This is a genomic window from Nocardioides sp., from assembly GCF_025965415.1.
GTDB lineage: Bacteria > Actinomycetota > Actinomycetes > Propionibacteriales > Nocardioidaceae > Nocardioides.
Genome location: NZ_JAOPWY010000158.1, coordinates 12,140 through 27,228, shown reverse-complemented (window position 1 = coordinate 27,228; position 15,089 = coordinate 12,140). Strand labels below are relative to the sequence as shown.

General features: G+C 71.3%; 15 protein-coding genes. 13 read left to right on the top strand and 2 right to left on the bottom strand.

From position 1 onward, the window contains the following. The 9 genes from rpsB to JWN97_RS16255 all read left to right on the top strand — a co-directional run. Positions 1 to 872: 30S ribosomal protein S2 (gene rpsB / locus JWN97_RS16295; RefSeq protein ID WP_297624930.1), on the top strand; the 872-nt coding region annotated here is incomplete at its 5' end. A gap of 85 nt (positions 873 to 957) precedes the next feature. Then, positions 958 to 1,770, top strand: coding sequence for a translation elongation factor Ts (gene tsf / locus JWN97_RS16290; RefSeq protein ID WP_297624927.1), 813 nt, complete (start codon positions 958 to 960; stop codon positions 1,768 to 1,770). A 216-nt stretch (positions 1,771 to 1,986) separates the two neighbouring features. Continuing rightward, positions 1,987 to 2,703: a UMP kinase gene (pyrH, locus tag JWN97_RS16285; RefSeq protein WP_297624924.1), complete on the top strand. Its 717-nt coding sequence runs from the start codon at positions 1,987 to 1,989 to the stop codon at positions 2,701 to 2,703. Positions 2,704 to 2,760: 57 nt separating this feature from the next. Further along, positions 2,761 to 3,315 carry a ribosome recycling factor gene (gene frr / locus JWN97_RS16280; RefSeq protein ID WP_297624933.1) on the top strand — a complete coding sequence of 185 codons (555 nt, stop codon included), beginning with the start codon at positions 2,761 to 2,763 and terminating at the stop codon, positions 3,313 to 3,315. A 10-nt stretch (positions 3,316 to 3,325) separates the two neighbouring features. Then, positions 3,326 to 4,213, top strand: a complete 888-nt coding sequence (locus tag JWN97_RS16275; protein ID WP_297624921.1) for a phosphatidate cytidylyltransferase — start codon at positions 3,326 to 3,328, stop codon at positions 4,211 to 4,213. Between the two features lie 14 nt (positions 4,214 to 4,227). Beyond that, positions 4,228 to 5,010, top strand: a complete 783-nt coding sequence (locus JWN97_RS16270; RefSeq protein WP_297624918.1) for a sugar nucleotide-binding protein — start codon at positions 4,228 to 4,230, stop codon at positions 5,008 to 5,010. 67 nt (positions 5,011 to 5,077) lie between these two features. Continuing rightward, complete coding sequence (locus JWN97_RS16265; protein WP_297624915.1) at positions 5,078 to 5,425, top strand: hypothetical protein; 348 nt, start codon at positions 5,078 to 5,080, stop codon at positions 5,423 to 5,425. 59 nt (positions 5,426 to 5,484) lie between these two features. After that, positions 5,485 to 6,621 (top strand): 23S rRNA (adenine(2503)-C(2))-methyltransferase RlmN, encoded by a 1,137-nt coding sequence (gene rlmN / locus JWN97_RS16260; protein ID WP_297624912.1) that lies wholly within the window; start codon positions 5,485 to 5,487, stop codon positions 6,619 to 6,621. Positions 6,622 to 6,720: 99 nt separating this feature from the next. Continuing rightward, positions 6,721 to 7,923, top strand: a complete 1,203-nt coding sequence (locus tag JWN97_RS16255; RefSeq protein ID WP_297624908.1) for a glycosyltransferase family 1 protein — start codon at positions 6,721 to 6,723, stop codon at positions 7,921 to 7,923. On the opposite strand, the gene JWN97_RS16250 is transcribed toward JWN97_RS16255, so the two are convergent. Together JWN97_RS16250 and JWN97_RS16245 are read right to left on the bottom strand one after the other, a co-directional pair. After that, on the bottom strand, positions 7,901 to 9,001 hold the full coding sequence (locus JWN97_RS16250; RefSeq protein WP_297624905.1) for an LOG family protein: 1,101 nt from the start codon (positions 8,999 to 9,001) through the stop codon (positions 7,901 to 7,903). The genes JWN97_RS16255 and JWN97_RS16250 overlap by 23 nt on opposite strands. 180 nt (positions 9,002 to 9,181) lie before the next feature. Next, positions 9,182 to 10,090, bottom strand: coding sequence for an RIO1 family regulatory kinase/ATPase (locus JWN97_RS16245; protein WP_297624901.1), 909 nt, complete (start codon positions 10,088 to 10,090; stop codon positions 9,182 to 9,184). Between the two features lie 340 nt (positions 10,091 to 10,430). On the opposite strand from JWN97_RS16245, the gene JWN97_RS16240 reads away from it, so the two are divergent. From JWN97_RS16240 to JWN97_RS16225, 4 genes are read left to right on the top strand one after another with little or no spacing between them, the layout of a single operon-like run. Continuing rightward, the gene (locus tag JWN97_RS16240; protein ID WP_297624898.1) at positions 10,431 to 11,873 is read left to right on the top strand and encodes a M1 family metallopeptidase; all 1,443 of its coding nucleotides are present in this window, start codon (positions 10,431 to 10,433) and stop codon (positions 11,871 to 11,873) included. A 2-nt stretch (positions 11,874 to 11,875) separates the two neighbouring features. After that, a complete protein-coding gene (locus JWN97_RS16235) occupies positions 11,876 to 12,496 on the top strand; it encodes an AMP-binding protein (protein WP_297624896.1) in 621 nt (206 codons plus the stop codon). Beyond that, positions 12,493 to 13,581 (top strand): 1-deoxy-D-xylulose-5-phosphate reductoisomerase, encoded by a 1,089-nt coding sequence (dxr, locus tag JWN97_RS16230; RefSeq protein WP_297624892.1) that lies wholly within the window; start codon positions 12,493 to 12,495, stop codon positions 13,579 to 13,581. Before JWN97_RS16235 ends, dxr begins: the two co-directional genes overlap by 4 nt. Before the next feature lie 16 nt (positions 13,582 to 13,597). After that, positions 13,598 to 14,944: a M50 family metallopeptidase gene (locus tag JWN97_RS16225; protein ID WP_297624889.1), complete on the top strand. Its 1,347-nt coding sequence runs from the start codon at positions 13,598 to 13,600 to the stop codon at positions 14,942 to 14,944. Positions 14,945 to 15,089 lie beyond the last annotated feature (145 nt).

Genomic DNA, 15,089 nt, shown 5'->3' with positions numbered 1-15,089 from the left:
CGCTCGCCTACATCGACCGCTCCTACGCGTTCGTCAAGGAGACCGTCGCCAAGGGCGGTGTCGTCATGTTCGTCGGCACCAAGAAGCAGGCCCAGGAGGCGATCGCCGAGCAGGCGACCCGCGTCGGGATGCCCTACGTCAACCAGCGCTGGCTCGGCGGCATGCTCACCAACTTCCAGACCGTGCACCAGCGGATCAACCGCCTCAAGGAGCTCGACGAGATCGACTTCGACGACGTCGCGGGCTCCAACCGCACCAAGAAGGAGCTGCTCGGCATGAAGCGCGAGCGCGCCAAGCTGGACAAGACCCTCGGCGGCATCCGCGACATGACGAAGGTCCCCTCCGCCGTCTGGATCGTCGACACCAACAAGGAGCACCTGGCCGTCGAGGAGGCCCGCAAGCTGCGGATCCCGATCATCGGCATCCTGGACTCCAACTGCGACCCCGACCTCGTCGACTTCCCGATCCCGGGCAACGACGACGCCATCCGCGCCGTCGGCCTGCTGACCCGCGTGGTCGCCGACGCCGTGGCCGAGGGCCTGATCGCCCGCTCCGGTGCCAAGGGCGGCGACGCTGCCGAGGCAGTCGGCGCCGAGGAGCCCCTGGCCGAGTGGGAGCGCGAGCTCCTGACCGGTGACGCCGACAAGGCCGCCGCTGCCGCCACGGGCGACGCCGCTGCCGAGACCCCGGCCTCCGAGGCCACCGGTGCCGCGTCCGAGGCCCCGCAGGCCGAGGCCGCTGCCGACGCCGCCACCGAGGCTCCCGTCGAGACCGAGGCTGCGACCGAGACCGAGGCTCCCGCCGAGACCGAGGCTCCGGCCGAGGCCGACGCCGAGGCGACGCCCGCGAAGGCTGCTGCCGAGAAGGACTGATGACGGACGCCGGCCGCGGGGGAGACCCGCGGCCGGCCTTCGCACGTCCCAGCACGACCACCCCTGAACTGAAGGAAGAAGGACCATGGCTGACTTCACCGCCGCCGACGTCAAGAAACTCCGTGAGCTGACCCAGGCCGGGATGATGGACTGCAAGAAGGCGCTCACCGAGGCCGACGGCGACTTCGACAAGGCCGTCGAGCTGCTCCGCGTCAAGGGCGCCGCCAAGGCCGCCGCGCGCGGCGCCGAGCGCGAGGCCGTCGCCGGTCTCGTCGCCACCTCCGGCAACGCGCTCGTCGAGCTCAAGAGCGAGACCGACTTCGTCGCCAAGAACGAGGACTTCATCGCCAAGGCGCAGCAGATCGCCGAGGTCGCCGACGCGGTCAAGGCCACCGACACCGAGGCCCTCAAGGCCGCCGAGCTCGACGGCAAGACCGTCGGCGAGGTCGTCCAGGACCTCGCCATCACCATCGGTGAGAAGATCGAGCTGGGCGAAGTCGCCTACTTCGAGGGCACCACCGTCACCTACATGCACAAGCGTGCCGCCGACTTGCCGCCCGCCGTCGGCGTGCTCGTCGAGTTCGAGGGTGACGAGGCCGCCGCCCGCGCCGCCGCGATGCAGATCGCCGCGATGAAGGCCCAGTACCTCACCCGCGACGAGGTGCCCGCCGACGTCGTCGAGTCGGAGCGCTCCATCGCCGAGCAGAAGACCCGCGAGGAGGGCAAGCCCGAGCAGGCGATCGCCAAGATCGTCGAGGGTCGCCTCGGTGGGTTCTACAAGGAGATCGTCCTGCTCGAGCAGGAGTCGGTCACCGAGTCGAAGAAGTCGGTCAAGGCCGTCCTCGACGCCGCCGGCACCACCGTCAAGCGGTTCGCCCGCTTCGAGGTCGGCGCCTGACGCCCACGCTCCACAGCACCCGACAGGGGTCGTACGCCACCGGCGTACGGCCCCTGCGGCCATTTCGGGCGCCCCCACCCCCTCCCGGCCCCCTCCCGCCGCCTCCGGCCCCTTCCTGTCCCCTCCTGCCACCGGCGTTCGGGTGCGCGGGTTCGACCCCGACCCCACTGGCCGGTAGGTTTCTCGGGACCGGTCCAGGCGTGCGAAGGGATCCATGTGACGGCGTACAAGCGAGTCCTGCTCAAGCTCTCCGGTGAGGTGTTCGGCGGCGGTGAGGTCGGACTGGACCTCGACGTCATCAACGCCCTGGCAGGCGAGGTCGCCGAGGTGGCCAAGTCGGGCGTCCAGATCGCCATCGTCGTCGGCGGCGGCAACTTCTTCCGCGGCGCCGAGCTCCAGCAGCGCGGCATGGACCGGGCCCGGGCCGACTACATGGGCATGCTGGGCACGGTCATGAACTGCCTCGCGCTGCAGGACCTGATCGAGAAGCACGGGGTCGAGACACGCGTGCAGACCGCCATCACGATGGGCCAGGTCGCCGAGCCCTACATCCCCCGGCGCGCGATGCGCCACATGGAGAAGGGCCGCGTCGTGATCTTCGGTGCCGGCGCCGGCATGCCGTTCTTCTCCACCGACACGGTGGCCGCGCAACGGGCCCTGGAGACGCGCTGCGAGGTCATCCTGATGGGCAAGCAGGGCGTGGACGGCGTCTACGACTCCGACCCGCACCAGTTCCCCGACGCGGTGAAGTTCGACAACCTCACCTACGACGAGTACCTCGCCCGCGACCTCAAGGTCGCCGACGCCACTGGCATCGCGATGGCCCGGGACAACCGGATGGACATGGTCTTCTTCAACCTCTCCACCCCGGGCACGATCGTGCGCGCGGTGCGGGGTGAGAAGATTGGCACGCTGGTGAGCAGCTCGGCCTGACCGAGGCCTGCGCCTCCACCCGCACCACGACGTACGACGAGAGAGAGCACAACCGTGATCAACGACGTCATGAACGATGCCGACGCCAAGATGGGCAAGTCGGTCGAGGCGACGCGCGAGGAGTTCGCCGCGATCCGCGCCGGGCGCGCCAACCCGGCGATGTTCTCCAAGATCACGGCCGACTACTACGGCACCCAGACCCCGCTGCAGCAGTTGGCGAGCTTCTCCTCCCAGGACGCGCGCACCATCTTGATCCAGCCCTTCGACATGGGCGCCATGGGCGCGATCGAGCGGGCCATCCGCGACTCCGACCTCGGCGTCAACCCGGCCAACGACGGCAAGGTGCTGCGCTGCGTGTTCCCCGAGCTGACCGAGGAGCGCCGCAAGGAGTACATCAAGCTCGCCAAGGCGAAGGCCGAGGACGGTCGCGTCTCCGTGCGCAACATCCGCCGCACGGCCAAGCAGGCCCTCGAGAAGCTCGAGAAGGACGGCGAGGTCGGCAAGGACGACGTCACCGGGGCCGAGAAGCGTCTCGACGGTCTCACCAAGACCCACACCGACAAGATCGACGAGCTCCTCAAGCACAAGGAAGCAGAGCTGCTCGAAGTCTGAGCGCCCACCCATGACGAGCTCCGAGCCGGCTGTTCCCGACGGCCTCCAGAAGGACCACGGCCGCGCCGGTCGCGACCTGCCCACCGCCATCGCCTCCGCGGTCGTGCTGGTCGGTGCGATCCTGCTGTCGCTGCTGTTCTGGAAGACCGCCTTCATGGCGATCGTCGCTGCGGCCGTCGTGGTGGCGATCTGGGAGCTCCACAAGGGCCTGGGGGCCAAGGACATCGACATCCCCGAGCAGCCGCTGATGCTCGGTGGGGTCGTGATGGTCGTGGTCGCCTACTTCTACGGCGCCCCCGCCCTGGTCACCGCGACCGCCGTGACCTCCCTGGTGATCATGCTGTGGCTGCTGCGTCGCGGGGTCGACGGCTACGTCAAGAACGCCACGGCCGCGGTGTTCACCCTGGTCTACGTCCCGTTCCTCGGGTCGTTCGTCGCGCTCCTGCTCGCCGAGGGGGGCACCAACCCCGGCATCGGGTTCGACACCGACGACCCCGGCGTGCGCGGCATCATCACGTTCATCGCGATCACCGTCGCCTCCGACACCGGCGGCTACGTCGCGGGAGTCCTGTTCGGCAAGCACCCGATGGCTCCGGTGATCTCGCCCAAGAAGTCCTGGGAGGGCTTCGCGGGCTCGACGGTGGCCTGCGTCGCGGTGGGGGTCTGGCTGGTCACCGCGTTCCTCGGCGGCGACTGGTGGGTCGGGCTGCTGCTCGGCCTGATCACCGTGGTGATGGCGACCCTGGGCGACCTGTGCGAGTCGGTCATCAAGCGCGACCTCGGCATCAAGGACATGAGCCAGGTCATCCCCGGCCACGGCGGCCTGATGGACCGGCTCGACTCGCTGCTCGCGACCATCGCGCCGATCTGGCTGATCCTCTACTACCTCGTCTTCTGAGTCGGTCGTCGGCGGTGCGCGTCCTGGTGACCGGAGGCCGCAGCGGCTACCTCGGTCGGCACGTGGTGGCAGCCGCCGAGCCGCACGACGTCATCGCCCTCGGGTCTGCCGAGGCCGACATCAGGGACCGTCGGGCCGTACGGGACGCGGTGGCCCGGCACGCGCCGGACGCGATCATCCACACGGCCTACGTCCAGTCCGACTGGGAGGTGACGGCCGCAGGTGCGGCCAACGTCGCGCTGGCCGCGGCCGCCCTCGGATCCCGGCTGGTGCTGGTGTCGAGCGACGTGGTCTTCTCCGGCAAGGACGGGCGCTACGACGAGTCGGCGCCCCCCGACCCGATCACGCCGTACGGCGCCGCGAAGGCCGCGGCGGAGACCGCCGCCCTGGCGGTCTGCGACGACGTCGTGGTGGCCCGCACCTCGCTGATCCTCGGCGACGGCGCCTCCCAGCACGAGCGGCTGGTGCACGCGCTGGTCGGCGGAGGCGACGGTGGGCTCTTCGCGGACGAACGGCGCTGCCCGGTGCACGTCGGCGACCTGGCGGCCGCGCTCGTGGAGCTCGCGACGACGGCGCACCGGGGGATCCTCCACTGCGCGGGGGCCGACGCCATGAGCCGCTACGAGCTGGGCCGGGCCATCGCGCACCGCGACGGCCTCGACCCCGACGTGCTGCGCCCGAGCACTCGGGCCGAGCTCGCGGTGCCCGGGCCGATCGACGTACGCCTGGACTCCGCGTTGGCGGGCCGGCTGCTGACCACGCGGCTGCGCGGCGCCCGGGAGTTCCTGGCGCGGTGACGCCCGAACTTCCCGCGCACCGCGTGCCCAACCGCCTCCGGGCGGGTCGAGCACCTAGGCTGGCGGGGTGGAGACGGACCAGGCTCAGGAGACCGAGGAGTCGCGCGAGCGACCCTTCGAGTGGTGGCACCACAGCCACCCGACGTTCGCGGGGATCACCGGCTTCTTCGCCGGGATGCTCTTCGTCACGGCGCTACCCGGGGCGTTCGTCGGCGTTCTCCGCCTCGCGTTCGGCTACGAGACGGCGGAGCGGCTCTTTCCCTTGGTCCTCATCGCCCTCGCGCTGCCCATCACCATGCTGGTCAAGCGCAAGACCCGTCGTTTCGCGCAGTTCATGTTCGTCGGCATGCTCGTCACGGCGCTCGTCGTCCTCGGCGTCGCGTCGCTGGTCCTCTACTTCATGGTCGACGCCTGAGCCGTCGCGCCGGCGCTGAATCGCCCGCATGACGGTCGGGATGGGACAATCGTCCTGCGATGTCAGATTCCACTCAGCAGCCCATCAAGACCCTGCCCCTCGTCTTCGACGAGCCCCGAGGCCGCAAGAAGCCGCCGCGGCACCTCGGCGACCTCGACGAGGCAGGCCGCAAGGCCCTGCTCGAGGAGATGGGCCTGCCCGGCTTCCGGGCCAAGCAGCTGTCGATGCACTACTTCGGCCGCCTCGTCGACGACCCCCAGCTGATGACCGACCTCCCGGCCGCCCAGCGCGACGAGCTCGTGGCGGCGCTGCTGCCCGACCTGATGACGCCGCTGCGCACGCTGGAGGCCGACAAGGGCACCACGCGCAAGACGTTGTGGAAGCTCTTCGACGGCGCGCTCGTCGAGTCGGTGCTCATGCGCTACCCCGACCGCGCGACCGTCTGCGTCTCCAGCCAGGCCGGCTGTGGCATGGCCTGCCCGTTCTGCGCCACCGGCCAGGGCGGCCTGCAGCGCAACATGTCGACCGCCGAGATCGTCGAGCAGGTCGTCGCCGGAGCCCGCTCCATGGCGCGCGGCGAGGTCCCCGGCGGCCCGGGCCGCGTCTCCAACGTCGTCTTCATGGGCATGGGCGAGCCGCTGGCCAACTACAAGGCAGTCATCGGCGCCGTACGCCGCCTCGTCGACCCGTCGCCGGCCGGGCTCGGCATGAGCGCTCGCGGCATCACCGTCTCGACCGTCGGCCTCGTGCCGCGGATCAACCAGCTGACCGAGGAGGGCATCCCGGTCACGCTCGCGCTGAGCCTGCACGCCCCCGACGACGAGCTGCGCAACGAGCTGGTCCCGATCAACACCCGCTTCTCGGTCGCCGAGACCGTCGAGGCCGCCTGGAACTACGCCCGCGTCACCAAGCGGCGCGTCTCCATCGAGTACGCCATGATGCGCGGCATCAACGACCAGGCGCACCGGGCCGACCTGCTCGGCGACGTGCTCAACTCCTACGGCGACTGGGGGTGGGTGCACGTCAACCTGATCCCGCTCAACCCGACCCCCGGCTCCAAGTGGACCGCGTCCGACCCGGCCGACGAGCGGGAGTTCGTGCGGCGCCTCGAGGCCAAGGGCATCCCGACCACGGTCCGCGACACCCGCGGCAGCGACATCGACGGAGCCTGCGGCCAGCTCGCCGCCGTGGAGTAACCACCCCGGCGTCGCCCGGGGCGAGGTGTCGGGGACCGTTCACGTGTCGTCTGCCCGGGGCGTGCCGTCCGTTGCCGCCGGCTCCCTAGCGTCCGGGGCATGGACCTGCTCGAGAGGCGGCGTCGCAGCCGCACCGTCCCGGCGAACATCCTTCCGATCCCTCGGCCCGCGAGGTCCGGCCTCCGCGTCCTGGTGGTCACCGAGTCCTTCCTGCCCCAGGTCAACGGCGTCACCAACTCGGTCCGGCGGGTGCTGGAGCACCTCGCGGCCGAGGGCCACCAGGCGGAGCTGATCGCGCCGACCGGCCCGACGACGTACGCCGGCTTCGCCGTCACGCACGCGCGTGGTGCCGCCCTGCCGTTCTACGCCGACTTCCGGATCGGGCTCGAGACGCGCCGCCGGCTCCGGTCGGCGATGGAGAGGTTCGGCCCCGACGTCGTCCACATCGCCTCGCCGGCGATGCTCGGGCACCAGGCCGCCCGGGCCGCACGCTCCCTCGGCATCCCGACGGTCGCGATCTACCAGACCGACGTCGTCGGTTTCGCCGACCGGTACGCCGTCCCCGGCGGCGCGCGGGCGATGGAGGCACTCACCCGCAGGATCCACCTCGGCGTCGACCGCACCCTCGCCCCGTCGACGGCGAGCATCGACCAGCTCGCGCGCCTGGGCATCGACGCGGTCGCGCGGTGGCCCAGGGGAGTCGACCAGGTCCTGTTCCACCCGGACCGGCGCGACGAGGCGCTCCACGCCGAGCTGGCGCCGCACGGCGAGCACCTCGTCGGCTACGTCGGCCGGCTCGCCCCCGAGAAGGAGCTCGAGCTGCTCGCCCACGTCGACCGCCTGCCGGGCGTCCGGCTCGTGCTGGTGGGGGGTGGCCCCGAGGAGGCCAGGCTCAGGGCGCTCCTCCCGGACGCCGCTTTCTTGGGCGTGCTGCATGGCGACGAGCTCGCTCGGGCCTACGCGACGCTCGACGTCTTCGTGCACACCGGCCGGCACGAGACCTACTGTCAGTCGGCACAGGAGGCGCTGGCCAGCGGGGTGCCCGTGGTGGCCCCTCGCGCGGGCGGGCCGATCGACGTCGTCAACGACACGGTCGCCGGCTACCTCTACGAGCCCGGCGACACCGGGGAGCTGGTCGCCCACGTCGAGCACCTGCTCGATCGACCGGTGCTGCGGCGCCGGATGGGTCTGGCGGCGCGGCACAGCGTGCGGGACCGGACGTGGCAGGCGGTCAACGAGCTGCTGGTCAGCCACTACCGGGACGTGAGCGGTCGGCCGGTCAGCGACCGCTGGGCCGGCTGACCGTCACGACGTCGACCGCCTCCTCGAGGCTGTCGACGAGGTGGACGTGCGACTCCATCGCCCGGCCACGCGCCAGCGCCCTGAGGAGGGGCCAGGCGGGCACCTCCTCGGTCCAGTGCTGCCGGCCGACGAGCACCATGGGCGCGATCGTGGCCGGGTCGCCGTAGTAGTTCTCACAGGCGTCCTGGAAGACCTCCTGCACGGTGCCGGCGGCGCCGGGGAGGAACACGATGCCGGCGTCGCAGATCTCCAGCAGGATCGCCTCGCGGGTCGCGTTGCGGAAGTACTTCGCGATGGCCGTCGCGAAGGGGTTGGGCGGCTCGTGGCCGTAGTGCCAGGTGGGCACCCCCAGCGAGTCGTGCCCGGGCTGGTGGGCGTCGATCACCTCGAACGCGGCCCGCGCCCAGGCGCCGACGTCGCGGCGGAACGACGGCACCGCGCTCAGCCGGTCGAGGGCGTCGGCCAGCTCGTCGCCAGGCCGGTCGGCGAACCAGGCACCGAGGTTGGCCGCCTCCATCGCGCCGGGGCCGCCGCCGGTGGCGACCGTCAGCCGGGCACCGAGGGCGTGCCCGAGGCGCGCGGCGGCGGCGTACGCCTCCGTCCCGCGCTCCAGGTCGTGCCCGCCCATGACGCCCACCACCGTGCGGCCCTCGAGCCAGGTCTCGAGGGCGACGTCGACGGAGTGGTCGTGGAGGTCCATCGCGAGCGCGTCGTCGGTGTCGCGGCGCCCCTGGGACCAGGCGTACGCCCGCGCGTCGAGGGAGTCGCGGTAGTGCGGGGTGTCGTAGAGGTCGCGCGGGGCGTAGAGGGTGGACCGGTAGGGGTCGACGGGCACGTCCGGGATGGTCGGCAGCACGACAGCCCCGGCGCGGTGCAGCGCCTCGGCGTCGCCGTCGGCGAAGGTGCACCCCAGGAACAGGGCCTGCGCCACCGAGCGCTCGAGGAGCGCCGTGACGCGACCGGTGAGGTCCAGACCGACCAGCCGCCAGCCGGCGAGCGAGCGGGCGCCGCCCCGGAGGCGTCGGTCGAGGTCATCGAGGGAGGTGACGTCGACGACGCGTCCGCGGGTGCGTTTCACGCAGCACAACCTATGCGGCCTGGGCCGTGAGTCTCTCGGAGACTCAGCCCCGAGGACAGGCTCGGCTACCGACGAGTTGGTGGGTGGGGGGCTCGGGAGCGGCCCCGAGGTGCCCCCAACCCGCCAACTCGCCAGTTGGTCGACCAACTGGCGAGTTGGCAGAGCGGGCAGCGGACCCCCTCAGAACGCGTGCGCCATCAGCTCCCCGAAGAGCTCCTGCTCGTCGGCGTCGAGCCCGCGCGAGCGGAACCAGGCGCACATGTTGGCGCAGTCGCGCAGCAGGAAGTCCATCCCGCGCGGGTTGCCCACCAGGTCCACCATCTGCGGGAGGTCGATGATGACCAGCCGGTCACCCGCGGCGAGGGTGTTGTACGGCGACAGGTCGCCGTGCACGAGCCCCGCCTGGACGAGCGTGAGCAGCGCCTCGCGGAGCTGGTCGTAGAAGCCCCTGACCACGGACGGGTCCGGACGGACCTGGGCGACGCGGGGAGCGGTCTCGACCTCCCCGTCGACGGTGTGGGTGATCCACTCCATCATGATCTCGGTGTCGTCGATCTGGACGGGGTAGGGGACCGGCAGGCCGAGCTCCCAGCAGCGCCGCAGCGCGTTCCACTCCGAGATCGCCCACTCGCCGGCGGCCACCTGGCGGCCCCAGGTGGACTTGCGCTTGAGGGCGCGCTCGTCGCGCGAGCGCTTCATCGAGCGGCCCTCGGTGTAGGACGCCGCACGGTGGAAGGTCCGGTGGTCGGTGTCGCGGTAGCGCTTGGCGGCCATCACCACCGCCTCGTCGGGGCGGTGCGGGTCCTCGCGCTCGACGAGGAAGACGTCGGCCTCCTTGCCGGTCTTGAGGACGCCGAGCTCGGTGTCGATGGCGCCGCTGGACGTCACGACCCAGTCGGGACGCGGTTCGGGGCCCCGCATGAGGGCCTCGAGGTCCTCCCAGCGGGACCATCGTTGACCCGCGCCGAGCTCGTCGGCGTAGGTGTCGTAGGAGAAGACGAACGACTCGTCGATGCCCTCGGCGGGCGATCGGTCGTCAGGCCGGAGGAAGTCCTCCGGGAAGTACTGGTGCGGGGGGAGGTGAGACATGTCGTGCGACAAGGTGGGTGCTCCGTGTGTGCGAGAGGTGGTCGGCGGGCAGGCCGAGGACAGTGATGGACATGTCACGGCTCCTCTCGGGACGGGGCGGCACGTGCGAGCAGCACGCGATGTGGCGGGACGCCGGGGCCATCGTCGGACACCCGACGACGCGGCGCAACGGAATTAGTCGGCACCGGGCGGCTGCGGGTGTCGGGCCTGCGCGGGGTCGACGAGGCCCGTGCGCCCGACGGTGCCGGCGAGCGTCCCGCCGATGACGCGTGCGTTCCGGCCTCTCGGGGCGAAAGTCAACCGAGCTACACGAGTATTGCGGACACGCTAGGTTCGGACGGTGACCACGCGACCCTTCTCGAGGCCCCTGCTGGCAGCCGCGCTCAGTGCAGCGATGACCGTCGGACTGACCAGCGCCACCGCGACCGCCGAGTCGGCCGCGACGGCGGAGCGCATCGACGGGGCGTCGGGGATCGGCGATCCCTACTGGCCGCTCGACGGCAACGGCGGCATCGACGTGTCGTCGTACGCCATCTCCAACCGCTACGCGCTGGCGACCAAGCGGCTGAGCGGTCGCACCACGGTCGAGCTCACCGCGACGAGCGCCCTCACGAGCTTCTCCCTCGACTTCCTGCTGCGGGTCTCGAAGGTCACCGTCGACGGCAGGGAGGCTGCCTTCGACAAGGCCGACGGCGGCCACGAGCTGCGGATCACCCCGGCGACGGCGCTCGCCGCGGGCAGCGAGCACACCGTGGTGGTGACGTACGCCGACCACCCGGCGAAGTACTCCTACGCCGGCGAGAGCAACTGGCGGGCCTCCAGGAGCGAGGTCGTGGCCATGAGCGAGCCGCACATGGCGCCGTGGTGGTTCCCCTCCAACGACCACCCGCTCGACAAGGCGATCGTCGACGTCAGGATCCGGGTGCCGATGGGCCGTGAGGTGATCTCCAACGGCGAGCTGAAGGGCCGGAAGGTCGGCAGGAGGTCGACCACGTGGCACTGGCGCGCCGACGAGCCGATGGTGCCCTACCTCGCCTTCTTCGCGGCCGGTGACTTCACCATCGCGCAGGGCACCCACCAGGGCCTGCCGTGGCTCGTCGCGGTCTCGCAGGGACTCAGCGCCACGGAGCAGCGGGCCAGCATGCGCCTGATGAAGAAGACCCCGACCGTCATCGCCGGCCTCGAGAAGGACCTCGGCGACTACCCGTTCTCCGTCGTCGGTGGGCTCACCACCTCGCTCGACCCCGGCTTCGCGCTCGAGAACCAGACGCGCCCGACCTATCCCGCGGTGGGCGGCAGCTACACCAGCCTCGTCGTGCACGAGCTCGCCCACCAGTGGTTCGGTGACGACATCGCGGTGCAGGGCTGGCGCGACATCTGGCTCAACGAGGGCTTCGCCAGCTTCATGGAGTGGCGCTGGGCCGAGAACCGCGGCGGTCGGTCCGGCGAGGAGACCCTGCGCGGCTACTACGAGAGCACCGACGCGCAGTCCGACTTCTGGAAGGTGACCGTCGCCGACCCGGGCGCGGCCAAGGTCTTCGACTCCGCGGTCTACGACCGCGGCGCCATGACGCTGCAGGCCCTGCGCAACCGGGTCGGCGACCAGGTGTTCTGGAAGATCATCCGGACCTGGATCCAGGAGCAGCGGGGCGGCAACGGCTCCACCGAGGAGTTCGAGGAGGTCGCCGGCCGGGTCAGCGGCGCTGATCTCAGCAGTTTCTTCACGGCCTGGCTGCGGACGCCCTCGAAGCCGGCGAAGACCGCGGACAACGGATTGTCCTGACGGTGGTCTCCGCGCCTCAGGTCGCCTGGTTCCGGGCTCCCGCCGACGACACCGGCACGCTCAACGCCTGCTACAACGCCCTCGATATCCACGTCATCCGCGGTCGCGCCGAGGACGTCGCGCTGGCCGATCCCGGCGGTGACTGGACCTTCGCGCGGCTCCTCACCGAGGTGGCGGCGTGTGCCGGGGTGCTGCGCGCCTTCGGCATCGGGATCGGCGACCCGGTCGCGATCGGTCCCGTGCCTCGCGTGACGGGTGTCGTCGTGGCGCTCGCGGCCGCCCGGGTCGGCGCGGTCAGCGTGTACGACGACCCGCCCACCGCCGACGCCGCGGTGGTCGTCGGCTCGACCGACGACGGGGTCGTGCTCACCGCGGACGCCGAGGAGCTCCCGTGGGACATCGCCCAGCGCGCCGGGCGGACCGACCCCGCCGGCTGCTCCGACGTACCCGGTGACGCCGTCCTGTCGCGGCACGGCGACCTGGCGCTCACCGTGCTCACCGCGCTGGGCGCCGCGGACGACCAGGGTCCGCCGGTGCCGCCCGGGGCCGCGCTGGTGGAGGTCGGTGGACTGGCGATGTGGTCGTTCGACGCCCCGGCGGCACCTGACAGACTGACGCGGTGAGTGCCCGCGACATCGTCATCCTCGGCTCGACCGGCTCCATCGGCACCCAGGCGCTCGACCTCGTCCGGGCCAACCCCGACCGCTTCCGCGTGGTCGGGCTCACCGCTGGTGGATCGCAGGAGGAGCTCTTCGAGGCCCAGGTGGCGGAGTTCGGCCCGGCCGTCTCCGGGCTCGGCGAGGACGCCTCGATCGAGGCCGCCGCGATGGCGTGCGACGTGGTGCTCAACGGCATCACGGGCGCGGTCGGGCTGCGTCCGACCCTCGCCGCGCTCGACGCCGGCACGACGCTGGCACTGGCCAACAAGGAGTCGCTGATCATCGGCGGACCCCTCGTCAAGGAGCGCGCCCGCCCCGGCCAGATCGTGCCGGTCGACTCCGAGCACAGCGCGATCGCGCAGAGTCTGCGCGCCGGCTCGGCCAGCGAGGTGCGACGCCTGGTGCTGACCGCGTCGGGCGGCCCGTTCCGCGGGCGCACTGCCGCCGAGCTGGCGGACGTGACCCCCGCGCAGGCGCTGGCCCACCCCAACTTCGCGATGGGCCGGGTCATCACCACCAACTCCGCGACCCTCGTCAACAAGGGCCTGGAGGTGATCGAGGCGCACCTGCTCTTCGACGTCCCCTTCGACCGCATCGACGTGGTCGTCCACCCACAGCAGCTCGTCCACTCGATGGTGGAGTTCGTCGACGGTGCCGTGGTCGCCCAGCTGGGCCTGCCGACGATGATGGTGCCGATCGCGATGGGGCTGGCCTGGCCCGACCGCGTCGCCGGCACGGAGGCGCCGATCGACTGGTCGAAGGCGTCGGACTGGCGCTTCGAGCCGCTCGACGACGACGTCTTCCCGGCCGTCACCCTGGCCCGGGTGGCGGGGGAGCGCGGCGGCACCGCGCCGGCCGTCTACAACGCCGCCAACGAGGTCGCCGTCGACGCCTTCCACGAGGGCCGCCTCCGCTTCTCCGACATCGTGTCCACGGTGGCGAGGATCCTGGCCGCCCACGACGTAGGATCGGGGGAGCACCTCACCGTGGACGACGTCCTCGCGGCCGACGCCTGGGCGCGGACCGAGGCGTCCGCCCTGATCTCCTGACAAGGACCCTCCCCACATGTCCGTCCTGCTCTACACCTTGGGTGTCGTCTCGTTCGTCGTGGCGATCCTGGTCTCGATCGGGCTCCACGAGTTCGGCCACCTCGTCCCGGCCAAGAAGTTCGGCTGCAAGGTGCCGCAGTGGTTCATCGGCTTCGGTCCGACCGTGTGGAGCAAGCAGATCGGCGACACCGAGTACGGCATCAAGGCGATCCCGCTCGGCGGCTACGTCAAGATCGTCGGGATGCTGCCCCCGGGCGCGCAGGACCTCGTCGAGGAGACGACGTACGACGAGGACGGCGAGGCGGTGCACAAGGTGCGCCGGTCCAACACGGGCATGTTCACCCAGCTGATCTCCGACGCCCGCGCCGCGGAGTGGGAGTACGTCAAGCAGCACGACACCGACCGCCTCTTCTACCGCATCGCGTGGTGGAAGAAGGTGATCGTGATGGCGGGCGGCCCGATGGTCAACATCGCCATCGCGTTCTCGCTGTTCGTGCTGCTGTTCGCGACGTACGGCAACCCGCGCGACGAGGTCGTCGAGCCGACCGTCGCCTCCGTCCCCGCCTGCGTGATCCCGGTGGAGGAGGCCGGACGTGCCTGCACCTCGGAGGACCCGGCCACGCCGGCCGCCCAGGCCGGGATCCGGGCCGGTGACGAGATCGTCAGCTTCAACGGCACGCCGTTCGCCGACTGGGACAGCTTCCAGCAGCAGATCCGCGGCAACGCCGACGGTGACGCGGTCATCGAGGTCCGCCGCGACGGCGAGCTGCTCACCCTCGAGACCAACACGACCGTCACGCTCCGGCAGACCTCGGCCGACGACCAGGCGCTCACCGAGGTCGGCTTCCTCGGCGTCCAGCCGGAGGTGAGCCTGCAGACCGGTGGCCTGATCTACACCGGCAAGCAGATGGAGACGATGGCCGCCGAGACGGTCCGGGCGCTCGGCCAGCTGCCCGTGAAGGTCTACGAGGTCGGCCGCGCGATCGTCGGACTCCAGGAGCGCGACCCGCAGAGCCCCGTGTCCATCGTCGGCGGCGGTCGGTTCGCCGGCGAGGCCGCGGCCAGCGACGCCTTCCCGCTGACGGACAAGCTCGTCACGCTGCTCTTCCTGATCGCGAGCTTCAACTTCTTCATCGGCATGTTCAACTTCGTGCCGCTGCTCCCGCTCGACGGCGGCCACATCGCCGGCGCGCTCTACGAAGGCCTCAAGCGCGGCGTCGCCCGACTGCGCGGTCGTCCCGACCCCGGTCATGTCGACGTCGCCAAGCTGCTGCCGATCGCCTACGTCGTCGGCCTGGCGATGCTCGTGATGGGCGTCGTGCTGATCGTCGCCGACCTCGTGGTGCCCCTGCACATCAGCTGAGCGCCGTCCTCCCCGTCCTCCCCGCCCGCCCGAGCGGTGGTGGAGCGACGTTCTCCGTCCGCCGAACGTGGGTGGACCACCGCCGAACGTGCGGCGCGACCGACGCGTCTGTCCGCGGTGATCCACCCACACTTCGACCGTGCAG

What these genes read in the sequence shown, in the direction of transcription:
- JWN97_RS16275 (WP_297624921.1), top strand. Translation starts at nt 3,326, where the DNA reads ATGACGAGCTCCGAGCCGGCTGTTCCCGACGGCCTCCAGAAGGACCAC.
- rlmN (WP_297624912.1), top strand. Translation starts at nt 5,485, where the DNA reads ATGTCAGATTCCACTCAGCAGCCCATCAAGACCCTGCCCCTCGTCTTC.
- tsf (WP_297624927.1), top strand. Translation starts at nt 958, where the DNA reads ATGGCTGACTTCACCGCCGCCGACGTCAAGAAACTCCGTGAGCTGACC.
- JWN97_RS16245 (WP_297624901.1), bottom strand. Translation starts at nt 10,090, where the DNA reads ATGTCTCACCTCCCCCCGCACCAGTACTTCCCGGAGGACTTCCTCCGG.
- JWN97_RS16255 (WP_297624908.1), top strand. Translation starts at nt 6,721, where the DNA reads ATGGACCTGCTCGAGAGGCGGCGTCGCAGCCGCACCGTCCCGGCGAAC.
- JWN97_RS16225 (WP_297624889.1), top strand. Translation starts at nt 13,598, where the DNA reads ATGTCCGTCCTGCTCTACACCTTGGGTGTCGTCTCGTTCGTCGTGGCG.